This is a genomic window from Marinoscillum sp. (genome assembly GCF_040222955.1).
GTDB lineage: Bacteria > Bacteroidota > Bacteroidia > Cytophagales > Cyclobacteriaceae > Marinoscillum.
In genome coordinates this window covers 283,506-298,752 of record NZ_JAVKCA010000009.1, presented here as the reverse complement: position 1 = coordinate 298,752, position 15,247 = coordinate 283,506, and the positions used below count along the sequence as shown (strand labels likewise).

The following is a 15,247-nucleotide window of genomic DNA, read 5'->3' as shown; positions in this document are numbered from 1 at the left end:
AAGCTTCTGGAGACTTATCTTGTGGCAGCTCGCTTCAGGCGGTCATTTATGGCTTGTCCAAGGCCCATATCGGGAAATTTCTCAGTAATGATAAACTCCACATCCTTCTGATCCATGGTGCGCAGTGCTCCGAAAAGGTGACGGGCGGCTTCATCCAGGTTACGGGTTTTGGAGAGAATAATCTGTCGGTCTGCTGTCAACCCGTCAAATGACTGATGAAAGCTAATCACTCCGAAATTTCTTTTGTGAAACCGGGGAACCAACTCACTCAGATTACCGATGATGAGCCGCTTGGAAGGGGCGTAATGAGATTTCAGCATGCCCGGTGCAATGGGGTCAGAGCTGTGATTGATCCGTAGTTTTACTTTACCAACCACCTGCTCAATATCATCTATTTTCTTTCCACCAAGCCGGTATACGATGGGTTGTTCGTGCTCATTGAACCCGATGATGGTGGATTCTATACCTACCGCGCAGGTGCCGCCATCCAGGATATAGGGGATATGGGCGCCGAGCTGATCCTGAACATGCTGCGCCGAGGTGGGGGAGATGTAGCCAAAAGGATTGGCACTAGGTGCGGCCAACGGGAAATCCAGCTGTGAAAGCAGCGCATGTGTGAGCGGATGACGGGGAATTCTCACGGCCACATCTGAAAGCCCGGAGGTCAGAATGTCTGGGATGTGTGGTTTTTTATTTAATAAAATCGTCAATGGGCCCGGCCAGAATGCTTCTGCCAGCATGAGCGCTTTTTCGGGGATGTGTGTGACTATGCCCTTTATTTTCTCTAATGAATCTGTATGCGCAATGAGTGGGTCAAATTTGGGTCGTTTTTTGACCTTAAAGATGTCCAGAATGGCGGACTCATCCAGGGCATTTCCTGCAAGACCATATACTGTCTCCGTAGGAATTGCCACCAGTTTACCCGATTGAAGAAGGGCCGCTGCCTGATCGATATTGGTACCTATTTCTGCCATTTGGTAATTCAATGCACAATTATCTTGAAAATTATTGACAACTTATGAGAGGTCTATATATTTACGAGTGCAACATCACCGCCAGTTGTATAAAACCAACTAACTGTAGATATGAGTAAAAGTACTAGAAATACCCTCAGATTGATTTCTGTCATTATCGTTTTGGCTTTGGTGTTGATGGAATTGAATGTAATCCCAGACCTGCTGAACTATAAGTTTTGGTTTATGGTAGCAGCTTATGCCCTGGCATTGATTACCTATCGCTAGTTCGGTAGGTAAATCATTCTTTTGCTGATCTGTTGGCCTTGGAATTGGAGTACATAGGTGTAGATGCCTGGCTTCAGGCGTGTTCCGGAGTTGTTGGTGCCATCCCAGATCGTTCTGTTTTCCCCTGCATATTGCGGGCCCCAAATCAAATTTCTGATCAGTTTCCCTGAGGCGTCGTAGAGGTCTATTTTCACTTCACCATCTTGTGGCAGTGAGTAGGTGATTGTGGTTTCCCGGGTAAATGGATTTGGAAAATTCTGTGGACTGACCAGTTTTTCACCAGGAGAGACCTGATTGGTGAAGGGACGTGCGTCTTCCAGAAAGGCCTGAAAAGTACCATTGCCATGTGTAGCAATCACCAAACGGCCATCTATGTCACGATAATCCATCATGGTGATCACCGCATTGCCGATTTTGCCTTCACTTTCTTTGATCCATACAGTTTGATCACCATTCGTGGCGGTGGTAGAATACAATCCGGTACTGGTACCCACAAAGACACTGATGCCAACTGTGGTGGGCACAATTTCTGCCCACCTAATGCTGGGGCCACTGCCTGAGCCATCGGGGTTTTCTTCCAGGTTTCCACTGATGTCTGAGAAGGATGCACCTCCGTCTGTGGTCATGAAGACAGATGGGATGCCATAGTTGGAGAAGATGATGATCACGTGATCTGCATTTTCCGGGTTCACTGAGATACATGCGATGTGGCCATTTTCCGGAAATATGGAGGGTGACATAAAAGTAACCGTTTCCCGGGTGGCATCAGTAGCATATTCCACCTTGGCAATGGTAGGACTTTGGCTGTATATGCCAGCATAGAGAATATCCTGATCCCGGGCCTTATCCAGGGCAGTGTATAGGCCGGAGGCCTGTTGGGTATCCTTGATTTCCGTCCAGTTGACAGAGGTCTTTTTTTGATTTCCACCAGGAATCTGGAGCAGGTTTTCATTTCTCCAGATCACATCGCCTCCGGTGAGGAACATGCGACTGGCGTTGGTAGGGTCCAAAATGAATGGATTGATAAAAAGGTAGCCCTGTCCTTCTCGTTCTCCGCCTCCTATTGGATCCACTCTTGCAAAAGATTTGAGCTGATAATTGGAGCTGAGTGACAGTCTGTAGATTTGACTGTTCTGGAAGGAAACGTAAACAAAATCACGGTTAGGCGAAATGGCACAGTAGCCACCATCTCCACCGAGGATTCTGTTCCATGAGGGATTTTCACCCAGAGCATCTCTCAGATAACTGCCGTTGTCCTGCATCCCGCCCAGGATTTCATCGGTGTCTTTATCCGCCCGCTGGGCGATGGTATAAAACTGTGAAGTCAGGTATCCATTGTTCAGGCTTTTCCAGGAAACAGAGTCCGCCAGCACATTGGTGGTGAGCCGGATGCCCCCGTCATTGGCTGAGATCATTCGTTTGGCATCTGAGGGATAAAAAAGCAGAGCATGCTGATCGGGATAATGACCGGGATACACTGATGCATCGTTTTTCGGGCTGTACCCACCTATCCATTGAGTGTTTTTGGATGATGAAAAGCCATCGGAGGAACGGTAGAGGTTGGTGCCACCTATGAACATGACGTTGGGGTTCTGGGGGTGGACTTCTATTAGCATGTTATAACCACCCTGGCTTTCAAAATCACCGTATTCGCCCCCCAGTGCTGGTATATTGTTGGTCAGGTCTGTCCAGGATCCTGAGAGTATCCCATTCTGAATATGGGCCACATTGAGTTTCCAGAGTGAAGTCTCTTCGCCCTGGGTAAGGAAATATACCTTTGATTCATCCGGGGCAATACCAATGACCGTACGCTCATGGAATTGCGCCAGACCCGGTGGAGTGATTGCCTGCCACTGTGTTCCGTCTGCGGAGAAGTAGAAACCGGCCGAAGGTGAAAGGTCATTGGATGAGGAGGCACTGCTCAGTGTAGCAAAGAAATAACCCGAAGGGGTTTTTCTTAAACTGGTATAGAATGGTGCGTCAGATTCATTGAGGTCTGTCTCTTCCGGAAGGTCAAATAATTTCTGACCAAGTGCGACCTCCCAGGTCATGCCTCCATCTGAGGATTTGAGAATGGCTCCATAGGCTGCCACCAATACTTCATCCGCGCTGAGGTTTGATGGGTTCGTTTCTATGGCCCATATGTACTGAAACTGGCTGCTAAACTGATCAGGGGTGGCATTGTCTATGGTAGCCGGGAGTACTTCCCAGCTTTCTCCACCGTCTGTGGATTTGAAAAGACCCGCACCTCTGTAGGGTGCGGCAATGCTCCTGGCAGAATTACCGACGAGCTCACCGGTGCCGGCATACCAGATGTCTTGCTTTCCCGGCCTCAGGTCCTGGTTCAGGGCGGTCACGCTATTTCTCAATGCCGGGTTGGAAGTTCTTTTCCAATCCGTTCCGCCATTGGTGGTTTTCCATATCCCACCGGAAACACCACCAGCCAGAATGGTATTTTCATCTCGAATGTCCAGAGAGATTGCCCGGGTACGTCCGCCCACATTGAAGGGGCCGGCCAGTTCATACTCCTGGGCCATTGCCCGCTGGTGTTGTCCAGCCCGGCGCTGATTGGAAAGTAGCTGCTCGGCAAAGCGGAGCTCTTTCTCTCTGATGTCAATGGGGATAAGGCCGGTAGAAGGGTCAGCCAGGAGTTTGTTTTCGTAGTGCGCCCGGGCCTGAGGGTCTTCGATAGTGCCGATGGCCGATGGTTGCTGATCGAGTACTAATGAATAATCCGGAAGCGGTTTCTGCTCCCGGATTATGCTAAAAAATAGGATAAAGGATAGAAAACCGGTGACCCTATTCACTATTCGATGACGGTGTTTACTTTATTGAGTTTGCCTTCTTCCAGTGCTGCTGTCCGCACTCCTTCAAAGTCATTATTCATATCACCTTTTCGGGCATCGATAAAATAAGGAACCGGCTTCAGGTCCTTGAAGGTAACTCTTCCCTTGCTGTCAGATATGGCCTTGGCCACAGGGTTTTCACTGTTCCTGTAATCATCCTCATTGAGGTAGATGGTCACTGTGGCACCTTCTGCAGGGTTACCGAGTCCGTCAATTACCGTGATTCGGAGCTTGGTTGGCAGCAATTCGGGCTGTGCGGGCCTAAAAGAGAACAAACCTACCAAAAGCACGGTGGAGAGGACAAAAAGTACGTATTTCATAATTTTCATAATTAGATTCTTAATTTCAACTTACCTCAAACAAATATTTGGCCAAAACCTCAAAACTGTCCGGGTTTTTATACATTCTGTCATTATACGTATTGGCCACAAATTTGATAAAACTTGGACGATTATCAATGGAGATGTGTTCGATCAGGATGTTTCCAAACTGCTGATCCAGCGGAGGTTCCTGTGATTGTTGAATGGGTTTGAAGTAATGCTTTTCTTTGGATTCAACCACATTACCCTTATCGGTGATGGTTACATCACTGTTGGATCGTTTGTAAGGCAGTGCCTCTACTTTTTCGCCCAGCCAGTCGAAGAAAAACTGAAATTCCTTCTTGTCTATTTCTTCATTGAAGGAAATAGCAAAGCCATTGGATACGCTGGTAGCCAGCAAGTGTACATCAGGTTCTCCCACCATGTTATTTTGCTTTAACAAATAGGACTCTGCTACCTTCCGGATTAGGCTTTTATGATTGACAGAATGCAGCCAGAAGGCATAACCCTCGCTGTAATGCTCATTTCTTGAGATGGGCTCATACACCAGTACCTCATTGGCGGTTTCCGGTTTGGAAAAGAGTTTTTGATATACCTGATCGAAAAATGACATCATGCTTATTTTACAACCGTCACCGAACCATACTGTTCAAAGGTGCCTTTTTCCGGCTCCAGCGTGCTGGTGAAAAGCATGCGATATGCATAGGTACCCATGGGTACTTCTCCACCGGCAAAAGAGCCGTCCCAACTGAAGTTTTTATTGTTAGAATAAAAAACCAGGTCTCCCCATCGGTTGAATACATAGACCTGAAACTGATCTACAAATTCATTGGGGAAAGCAAACCACACATCGTTGGTGCCGTTTCCATTTGGGCTGAAAGCATTGGGAACAAAGATGGTTCGGTAGCATTCGTTGGAAACACTGAGGCGCACAGTGTCCGATTGGATACAGTTGGGTGGATTCGTATCGCGCACTTCCACGAAATAGAGGCCGCTATCCAGGTCATTGATGGTAAAGTTGCTACGGGTCAGGGTTTCCGTGGAGCTGAAGACATTATTCCCTGCTTCATTCACCACGTTTATTTCCACCCGGGCGGGAATGCGATTACTGAACCGGACGGAGATATCACCGGTAAGGGCGCAGGCATTCTCTGCGATGGCTTCCATTTCAAACGGCGCATTGTCTTCCAATAGCACAATTTCATCAATGCTACATCCCGTCACAGTATTGGTAACAGTGGAGGTGTAGGTGCCAGCCGGAAGGTCTGTGAAGGCTGATGTGGTACCTGGTCCGTCGAAATTAAACGGTCCGGCACTCACAGGGCCCGATAGGGCATAGCTGTAGTTGCCTGTGGTGCTGATGTCCAGGGTAAAGGAGCCGTTGGCCTGCCCGCAATCGGGTGTGAGTACATTAGACTGAATGGCCTGGGGGCCACCCTGTATAGTAATCTGGATGGTATCCCTGTAAATACACCCTGAGAAATCGTTGATTACTTCCACGGCGTATAGAAAGTCCCCGGGGGTACCGGAAGCCACCAGCTGAGTTCGTTGGTCACCTACCACTACGCCATCCCGGTACCAGGTGTAATCTGGGCCTGGGTCATTGGAGTCCAGAATCAGGGTGTCATTTTGACAAATCAACCGATCAGGCCCCAGATCAATGAATGACTCATCCTCTCCTATGAATACGGTAAGCGTATCAGAGCTACATCCGTCATCATTGATGATGGCCACATTCACAATAGTGGGAGAGGTAAAAGTAACCGCTCGGGTGGTGTCCCCGGACGACCAGTAGTAGTTGAGGCCTGGATCATCTGTATCCCATGCAAAGAGCGTTACCGGGCCGCCACAGAGTGCAGTGTCTGTAGGTACTGTAGGGAGCATTGGGATATTGAAAACCTGAATGGTATCCCTAAGCTCTAGCAAGGTGTCACATCGATTTAAGAGGGATAATGTCACAATATAAGTCCCTGGGTTAAGGTAGGTATGTTGAGGGTTCTGGTCAGTAACCACACCAGTGGTATCACCAAAATCCCAGCTATAGGTTTCTATACTACTGTCACGGCCTACCGCAGTAAAGGAGGTCGGTTGGCCGGCGCAGGCTACCTCCGTGGTGATTCCGGGTTGTTGCGGAGAAGCAGTGATCTGCTGAGTGAAGTTAGGCAGACCCAGTCTGGATACCCTTCCTCCGAGATCAGTGTTGTTTTCCAGATAGGATGCAGCCAGGTCATTGCCACCGGGGCTACTGATAGACCCTATTTGGACTTGCCCATCGATGGCCAGATAAATGACACCATTGGGTCCACGTTGCAGCGCACCATAACCCGGCAAAGTCACATTATACCCATCAAATTTGGTGGCCTGAATGTCTGCGGCCGGGTTTTGCGAGTTGATACTGTCCAGGTCATACTGGATCAGTTTGGAATTTACTCCTGTGGTGGTCACATACAGTTTGAGTCCATCACCGGAGAACTCTAATCCATACGCTTCACCAGCTTCTTCAATGTCAATCAGCCGGGAGTTGCTTACCACTCCGGTGGTCAGGTCAAAATCGAGCAGATCGATGTAGTTGGGACTGCCGGGTACCACCACAGCCACCAGATTACCTGCAGGCGAGAACTTCATATAGCCCGTAGCACGTGGTTCACTTTGAAATACGTGGGGTTCGCCTGCAGAGGAGTGTATGGCGCCTATTACCCCATTGGTGTTGAGTTGATAGGCTCTGAAGTTGTTGTTTCCGTATTCGTGAGCCAGGAGCCAGGGCGTACCACCAAATCCTGAGGCGGTGACTCTTTCTGTACTACACTCGATGATCGGGATGTTTTTGACCAATACCTGTCCGCGAGCGGTGTCCTTTTTCATGTCCACAATGGACATTTTCAGGTTAAAGGTGAAGTCACCATAAACCTCTTCTGTCGTGAAAATGTAGAACATGGTGTTGTCATCCGGTAGTGGGAGTATGATAGCTGATTGGGCCGCTGTACTGTCTCCACCTATTCCCTGTCCATTGGCCATCACCAGATGCTCCTTATTCCAGACCGTAGATCCATTGGTATAGAAGAGCAACTGACCATTTTCATCAGACACCGTGGCGCACCCTTCCTCCGAGAAGATCATTCCATCCAGCAAGGCCGCTGGCGGATTAAAGTTGAAGTCGAGTCCGGCCATTTCACCAAAGTACCACTGGTTGTAGAGCTGCCGCTGCACTCCGTATTCGGTAACCACAATGTCGTCAAACGATGTACACCCTGATGGGCCGGTCACTTCCACCCAGTAGGTACCTGCAGTATCCACTTCAATGGTTGGTGTGAGCTCTCCTGTACTCCAGAGGTAGGCGATTCCATCTCCGGCATCCAGTACAAGTGTTTCATCCACGCAGATGGTGGTGTCATTTCCCAGGTCTACTTCAGAGTCTCCGGGCAGAATGTCCACGGGCAGTGTTACCGACTGAAACGTGCCGTTGAGTTCTGCTGTGAGGGTTACAAAGTAGCCACTGGGCAGATCATACGTATGAATGGGGGCGGGTCCCACGCTACCGGTTCCATCACCGAAGTTCCAAAAGTAGTTGTTGGGCAAGGGGTCAACGAGTGCTATAAACTTCGTGGCGCTTTCCACGCACGAGTCCAGATAGGTGAAGCTCATGGTAAAGAAGTTCGTGGGCAGGTAGGAAGGCGCAAATTCAGGAAATTGGGTGCCGTTGAAATCATTATTGAAAACCAGACTGTCATAAAACACCCCGATGGCTGCTGAGCTGTCCGGACGATTGATTCTGCCCAGAATAAAAGGAGCTGTGCTGTTTCTCTGATAAAGGTGATAGATATTGCCATCTATGGCTCTTTTGAGGCCATAACTTCGGAAGTAAGCATTGTTCAGGATGGGTGTGACTGGCGGATTGGCGTTGACTGTGTCCGCAAAATCAATCTGATAAATATTTCCCTGATTGGTGGCATCTCCTGTTCGGGAAATGTACAGTTTGGAACCATCGTTGGACCATTCTGTATCATAAATGACCGAAGCCCCTGAGTCGTCAAAGCCTGAGCCGATCACTTGTTGGTTGAAGGTCAATGCTCCGGTGAGTGGATCAAAGTCCAGTATGATGGTGTTTCGGTTGGCGTTTTTGGGTGATGCGGCTACATAAGTACCGGTGGTATCTGTTTTGATCGCCAGGGCTGTGGCCTGAAACCGGGGCAGGGCTGATGGAAAAACATCATAGCTGGTCGTGGCACCCAGGCCTGTACTGTTGATCTCGGTGACCTGAAAGTTCAAAGTGGTGGCTTCCTGGGTTACCAGGTAAAAGCGCTGTCCATCAGCACTTTCCAGTATTTTCATCAGTTCTCCGGGATTTGTCAGACCTGTTGGCTGATTGATCGTGCCGGAAACATCTCCCAGTGGGAATTGAAGAATCGTGGAATTTCCCGGAAGGGAGGCATCCACCACGGTGAATTCAATGGCACTTCCGGTGTTGGTAAAAATGTAATACTGAGGTGTGCCGTCAGGAAAAGGGCAGGAGACCACTGGCTGTATTTTGGTAAGGTCTGCACTCAGGGTGGCAGCACCCAGACCGGGGAGCACCTGATGCGTATTGTCGTAGATCAGCTGTCCGTCCGAATAGAATAGCAGGTTTCCTTTCTCCTGATCACTGATCACTGTGGAGCCGTTGGTGCCAAAAGGGGTCACCTGATCGTCCACAATATTGGGTGTTCGCCCGCTTTTATCTATTATAAAGGCATCCGGGGAATTTCCAAAATACCACTGAGTCTCTGTGATGTTTTGGGCCACTACCGCAGATGGGACCATGAAAAAGCAGAGAATAAATTTGATTACACCTGAACGCAAAATCTTTGACATTAAACTTATTAAGGGTTATTTAGAGGGAAAATGTCCTTAGCATCACAACACTATGTAAATTTAGCATAAAATACTAACGGTAAACTTTACGTTACATTACCTAGTTTAGCAACTTTAAGGCAAAAATCAATTTGACACTTAATTTGATTCATTTTAATTCATTTCAGCTGCCTGTGTTCCGGCGCTTGAGCTTTTTGTTTGTACTGTTTAGTGTACTTTCTTCAAACAATTCAAAAGCTCAAGACCCGCAGTTTTCGCAGTACTACGCGGCACCTATGTACCTCAACCCGGGGTTGGTAGGGATCAATCAGATAGGGCGTGCAGGTTTGAATTATCGAAATCAATGGCCATCGATCGATGCAAATTATGTGACTTATTCCTTTTTTATCGACTACTTTTTTGAAGACGAATTCAGTGCCCTCGGGCTGATTGTAAATACCGATCAGGAAGGGATCGCAGGACTCAGATCAACGAATATTGGCCTGCAATATGCTTATCAGCTGAACCTCACCGACACGTGGACTTTTAGACCGGGTGTAGAAGCATCCTACTACTTCAGGGATTTGAATTTTGATAGGCTGACTTTTGGGGACCAGTTTGACAACTCGGGTCAGGTGCGCCCTACCACCGGTGAGACTTTCGATACCGGCTTCAGTGCCAGGTTCTTTGATCTGGCCTTTGGGGGAATTTTGTATAATGAAAAGATGTGGTTTGGAGCATCCATGCACCACGTGTTGGAGCCTAACCAGGCCGTAGCCGGCGGTGATGCGCCCCTTCCCCGGAAATTTTCCCTGCATGGAGGTTATAAAATTCTCTTTACTGAGCTGAACAAGCGGGCCAGGCCACAGGGCAAAGGCCGTGAGCGAAGCATGACCCCTTCGGTGAACTATAAGCAACAAGGGTCATTTAAGCAGTTGGATGTGGGACTTTACTTCACGCTGGAGCCTATTTTGCTGGGCGCATGGTATCGTGGTTTGCCTATTGATGGCTTTACGAGTACCAAAAACAGTGAAGCCATCATTTCGATGGTGGGAATCAATAAAAATAATCTGACCATTGGATATAGCTTTGATTACACCATCTCTGACCTGGGCATAGGCAGTGGAGGCGCTCATGAGATCTCCCTTATTTATGCTTTTGATCTTTCTGATCCCAGAAAACCATCACGCGAGGTGCGTCAGCTGAGGTGTCCCGTTCCTTTTATTTTCTAAGCATACCTCTTTATGGTGATTATTCACTTCTGACTTTTGGAGGTGTGTTTTTCCGAATATCTTAGTCAAATGATTCGAGGTGTCTTGCTGGTCATTTTTCTTGCCCTGACTGGTGGTTCTTTTGCACAATCTGTCGTTACCTGGCAAGTGAAGGACAACGATCGGGTACCCGTATTGGGGGCTACCGTCCTGCTGGAGAGCGGGGAGGTCTTGATCACAGACATTGATGGAAAGGTCAGAAAGACAACCGCAGCTTCTGAGATCGGTTTTCAAATCTCTTTTGTGGGTTTCAAACCAGTGCAAAATGCTTTTGAGATAGACGGTGATACGACCCATGTGATTCTTTTGGAGCCGGATGAAGTGGTGATGGACGCCGTAGAGATCAGGGGGAACCAGCCCCGGCAGCAGCTCCAGGAGTCTGGCACCGGCTATATCACCTTTAGTATGGAAGGTGAGAGTGGGTTGCCCTACCTGCTGGGTGAGCAGGATCCCCTCAAATTTATTCAGAGTCAGTCAGGAGTGGCATCGGGTACGGATGGGAACAATGGCTATTACGTACGTGGCGGCGGTATCGATCAAAATGCCATTGAGCTGGATCATATAGAGCTGTATAATACCAATCACCTGTTTGGTTTCTTTTCTACCTTCAATCCCAAAGCCATTGATCAGGTGAGTTTTATGAAGAGTGGGTTCCCTGCATCAATAGGCGGCAGGCTTTCTTCCATGATGCGAATAGAGACCATCAACCCAGATGTGAATGCCTTTCATGGGCATGTGAAAGTAGGAGTGCTGGCTGGGGGAGTCAGCCTGGAGGTACCGGTGATCAAACAGAAGTCTTCGCTGTTGGTGGCTGCGCGGAGGTCATACCTCGATCTGATTACGCAAAATCTGATGGATGATGAAAGCGAGATGAGCCGACGTACCGACTATCGGTTTTCAGACTTAATCGTGAAGTATAATCATCGGATCAATCCACATCATACCATTTCTTTGGTTGGCTTCATGGGTACGGACGATTACCTTTTCCGAAGTGAGCGCACATTCGAAAATCACATTTATTGGAAAACACTCAATGGCGCGGTGAACTGGAAATGGATGGCCAATGCCAATCTGGATGGTGAAGTGTATGCCACCGTGGGGCATTACGAACAGCGATATGGCGCGGGATTGAGCATCTATCAGATCGATCTGGATTCTTACATTGCCAATGCCAGAGCGGGAGCCAATGCCTTTCTGACCAGGGGAGCTCATCAACTGACCTTTGGTGCGGAGTATTCTTACAGGAGCTTTAGGCCCAGTCAGGTGCATATAGAATCCACTCAGGAGGAGTTTAACCTTTCCGAGGTGTCCTGGCTGCCGACTGCTGAGTTGGCTCTGAGTGTCGATGATGAGATCACCCTCACTGAGCAATTGCGGATCGGGCTGGGGTTGCGTCTGAGTAGCTTTGTTCATCTGGGGCCATTCACACGCTATGAGACCACAGAAAATCTGGTATCTGTGGACTCCACACATTTTTCACATGGCGAATGGGTGCAGTATTATGTCAATCCGGAGCCCAGAGTGAGGGTTAACTATTTGATAAATCAAAACAGTGCTTTGAAGGCCTCCTATGACCGGAATGTTCAGTACATCCACCTTTCTCCATTGGGGTCAGTTTCTTTGCCCACCGATATTTGGGTGCCCAGTTCTCAGAGGATTCGCCCTCAAAAGGCACATCAGGTGGCGCTGGGTTACTACAGCCTTCTTCCGAGCCAGATAAAGTATTCTGTGGAGGGGTATTACAAGCTGCTGCAAAATCAGATTGAGTATCGGAATGGGGCCATTGCCGGCTACTCCGGCAGTAAAAACTTTGATGATGACTTTATCTTCGGAAAGGGTAAATCCTACGGTATTGAATTTTCTGTAACCAGAGATGTGGGCCTGGTGGAGTATCAGGCCAGCTATACCCTCAGTAAAACCGAACGAAGCTTTAAGGAGGTACAGGGAGGCGAGACCTTTCGCGCCAAGTATGACCGTACACATGACCTCAATCTCATTGGCACTTATCACCTGGGTAACTGGTCATTTTCAGGATTATTTAAGCTGAGTTCTGGCAATAACCTGACGGTGCCTGTGGCCAAATATGTCATTAATGAGAGTATCGTGAGTGAGTACTCTGACAGAAATGCGTTTCGGTTGCCCATGTATCATCGGCTGGACATTGCGGCCAGTTGGCACCCAAGGGGCAATGAGCAGGTGACCTGGGTATTTTCTGTGTACAATGTCTACAATCGTCGAAATCCTTATTTTGTGTACTTCGATGTGAAAGGGGACGTGGCTGCCTACGAACTGGATATTAGTTTGAAAGAAGTGGCACTCTTTCCTGTGCTGCCCTCACTTAGTTTTGAATATAGCTTCTGATGAAACCTATCTATCTCATCATATCGATGCTTTTGATCTGGGGATGCGAGTCCATAGAGGAGGGACTGCCATCTGCTGAGCAGAAGCTGGTCATAGACGGAGCGATTGAACAGGGCCAGTTTCCCATTGTGTACCTCACACTCAGCTCGGGCTTTTATGATCCTGTAGACTCTATGAACCTACTCGATCTGATTGTTACCACCGCGAGGGTTTCAGTGTCTGATGGGGAAAATGAAGAGGTACTCACGCTGTTCAGAAATGAGGGTTATTTCCCACCATATTACTATCGGGGCACAGATTTGCGCGGGGCCATCGGTAAGGAGTACACCCTGGAGGTGCGAAGCAGAGGGGAGACCTACACTGCTACTACTACCATTCCCGCTCCTGTGGCTCTGGATAGCCTGTGGTTTTTACAGGATGGACTATCCGATTCCCTGGTCAATATTTGGGTACGATTTAAAGACGATGGGAGCATGGCCAATCGATACCGCTCCTTTACCAGAATCATTAGCAGGAATGACCGGTACATTCCGGCCTATCAATCCACACTTTCCGACCGGGCATTTAATGGAGAATCATTTAGTTATCCCATTTTGAAGCAACCTGATGACTTCACCAAGGTGGCTCAGGATGTGTATTTCACGCTTGGGGATACCGTGAATGTGAAGTTTTGCACCCTGGATCAGGTGCATTTTGACTTTTGGAGGACGCTGGAGCGGGAGCTCTATTCCGCGGGTAATCCTTTTGGGTCGTCAGGAAATGAGGTGGAGAGCAATATCCGGGGAACAAAACCCGCTCTGGGTGTGTGGGGTGGATATGGAGCAAGCTACCATCGGCTGATCTTAAAATAAAAATGGCTGCCCGGAAACCGGGCAGCCATTTTTTATGAGAAACTCTACTAAAAAAAATTAAAATTCTATGTGCTCCAGATCTTCACCAATGTCTTCGCTGATTTGATCCAGCAAGTCGTTGATGGCTCCTTCCAGCTGACCAAAGCCAGTTTCCAGATAATCTTCCAGATCTACCTTACTACCATCTTCAAAGATCATACGGGCACCAAGTTCGATGGAGTGGTCAGTACCACAGCAGTACTCTTCTGACTCTACAAAGGTATACCACTCGACCTCTGCAGCGATTTTACCGGTGCTTACATAAGAGGTTGTCAGGCTTACATACTGGTTGAGTGCGGCCTCTAGTGTGGTAGCATTGGCTTCCAGGTTTGGCATTGGATCAGTGTTGCCATCATATTCGTCATAGTAGGTTTCCAGATCCGCCACCTCAGGGTAGAAGTTCGCAAAATCAATTGCAGCCACCATTTTCAGATCCAGCAGGGTGAAAGAGAAATTGGCATCCTTCAACACATCTGCAATCTTATCTTCATCTTCTTCAGCCGCTTCTATGGCGTCATCGGAAAAGTCACCATTGAATTCTACACTTGTGGCGATCAGCGTTTTGGTGCCATTAGAGAAATCAACGCTTGTTCCAATTTTGGTCTTGTTGTTGGTAAGGTCAACAGACAAAGTAAATGGGTTCACAAAAAGTGCTGTTTCCACCTTTTCAGGAACTCCCTCGCTGTTGTAGTCCACCTCAAATCCATAGGTCACCTGAGTGACACCATCCAATTTCAGCTCTACATCCAGGCTTGTTGGAAGGTCACCGGTGTATTCCTCATCTATGGGGTTAGCTACCTGTATGCTGGTGTAATTGCTCAATGTGAGGGTGGTGTTATTTGATGCCGCGGTTTCCGGTGTGGGGTACTTGAAAATGATCTTGTCGTTGCTGTTGTCCGTATAGTCAAATTCTTCAGTTGCAGCATTCCAGTCGTAAGTACCTGTGGCTTCATCAAACAGCTCCTCCAGGGACTCAAAGTCATCGTCATCATCATTACTAGTTCTCAGAGCTACTGGCAGGGCCCCAAATTGATTAGCTGATATCTGACCATGGGCAAAAGCGACGATGGCTTTGTTGATCTTTATCAATTGGTTGGGAGCTCCCGGATCTTCTTCATCTTCACCTTCTACTAAAAGACCAAAGGAAGTTAGCGCCTGTATACCTTCAGTCTGCTGCATAGCGGACATTTCGTTTACAAACTGGACTCCAATGGTTTGGAGAAGGTCTTTGTTTTGCTCAGGAGTGAGTTTTACTACGTTGCTGGTGGTATCTGTAGTGTCAGTCGGGTCTTTGTCACCAGGTTTGGGATCATCATCCTTATTACAGAATGACAGAGTCAACACCATGGCGAGTGCGAGTAATAAATTAAGCGATTGTTTCATAGTAGTGATTGTGATTGTAGACAGTTAAAAAATGTGATTGTAGTATTCGATATATTAATTGTAATATTCTAAGTACGAAACAAAGTTAGTAGTAAGTTAGATGACTTC

The 15,247-nt window shown here is 48.0% G+C and carries 10 protein-coding genes; 4 read left to right on the top strand and 6 right to left on the bottom strand.

Going from position 1 to position 15,247, the window contains the following annotated elements:
* Positions 1 to 14: 14 nt before the first annotated feature.
* Positions 15 to 974: an L-threonylcarbamoyladenylate synthase gene (locus RIH33_RS08795; RefSeq protein ID WP_406650549.1), complete on the bottom strand. Its 960-nt coding sequence runs from the start codon at positions 972 to 974 to the stop codon at positions 15 to 17.
* A gap of 111 nt (positions 975 to 1,085) precedes the next feature.
* On the opposite strand from RIH33_RS08795, the gene RIH33_RS08790 reads away from it, so the two are divergent.
* Positions 1,086 to 1,241: a hypothetical protein gene (locus tag RIH33_RS08790; RefSeq protein ID WP_406650547.1), complete on the top strand. Its 156-nt coding sequence runs from the start codon at positions 1,086 to 1,088 to the stop codon at positions 1,239 to 1,241.
* On the opposite strand, the gene RIH33_RS08785 is transcribed toward RIH33_RS08790, so the two are convergent.
* Genes RIH33_RS08785 through RIH33_RS08770 form a run of 4 tightly spaced genes read right to left on the bottom strand, consistent with a single transcriptional unit; the run spans position 1,238 to position 9,255 of the window.
* Positions 1,238 to 4,048 (bottom strand): FlgD immunoglobulin-like domain containing protein, encoded by a 2,811-nt coding sequence (locus RIH33_RS08785; RefSeq protein WP_406650545.1) that lies wholly within the window; start codon positions 4,046 to 4,048, stop codon positions 1,238 to 1,240. The genes RIH33_RS08790 and RIH33_RS08785 overlap by 4 nt on opposite strands.
* Positions 4,048 to 4,407: a carboxypeptidase-like regulatory domain-containing protein gene (locus tag RIH33_RS08780; protein ID WP_406650543.1), complete on the bottom strand. Its 360-nt coding sequence runs from the start codon at positions 4,405 to 4,407 to the stop codon at positions 4,048 to 4,050. The genes RIH33_RS08785 and RIH33_RS08780 overlap by 1 nt, the downstream gene beginning before the upstream one ends.
* A gap of 25 nt (positions 4,408 to 4,432) precedes the next feature.
* Entirely contained in the window at positions 4,433 to 5,023 is a 591-nt protein-coding gene (locus tag RIH33_RS08775) for a hypothetical protein (RefSeq protein WP_406658561.1), read from the bottom strand.
* 2 nt (positions 5,024 to 5,025) lie between these two features.
* Positions 5,026 to 9,255, bottom strand: a complete 4,230-nt coding sequence (locus RIH33_RS08770) for a PKD domain-containing protein (protein ID WP_406650539.1) — start codon at positions 9,253 to 9,255, stop codon at positions 5,026 to 5,028.
* A gap of 173 nt (positions 9,256 to 9,428) precedes the next feature.
* Between RIH33_RS08770 and RIH33_RS08765 the strand changes: the two genes are divergently transcribed.
* The 3 genes from RIH33_RS08765 (at position 9,429) to RIH33_RS08755 (ending at position 13,717) form a co-directional block, all read left to right on the top strand.
* Positions 9,429 to 10,466 (top strand): type IX secretion system membrane protein PorP/SprF, encoded by a 1,038-nt coding sequence (locus RIH33_RS08765; RefSeq protein WP_406650698.1) that lies wholly within the window; start codon positions 9,429 to 9,431, stop codon positions 10,464 to 10,466.
* A gap of 69 nt (positions 10,467 to 10,535) precedes the next feature.
* Complete coding sequence (locus tag RIH33_RS08760) at positions 10,536 to 12,866, top strand: TonB-dependent receptor domain-containing protein (RefSeq protein WP_406650538.1); 2,331 nt, start codon at positions 10,536 to 10,538, stop codon at positions 12,864 to 12,866.
* Positions 12,866 to 13,717, top strand: a complete 852-nt coding sequence (locus RIH33_RS08755) for a DUF4249 family protein (RefSeq protein WP_406650536.1) — start codon at positions 12,866 to 12,868, stop codon at positions 13,715 to 13,717. The genes RIH33_RS08760 and RIH33_RS08755 overlap by 1 nt, the downstream gene beginning before the upstream one ends.
* Positions 13,718 to 13,774: 57 nt before the next feature.
* Here RIH33_RS08755 and RIH33_RS08750 read toward each other — a convergent pair whose 3' ends face one another.
* Positions 13,775 to 15,139: a hypothetical protein gene (locus tag RIH33_RS08750; RefSeq protein ID WP_406650535.1), complete on the bottom strand. Its 1,365-nt coding sequence runs from the start codon at positions 15,137 to 15,139 to the stop codon at positions 13,775 to 13,777.
* Positions 15,140 to 15,247: the final 108 nt, after the last annotated feature.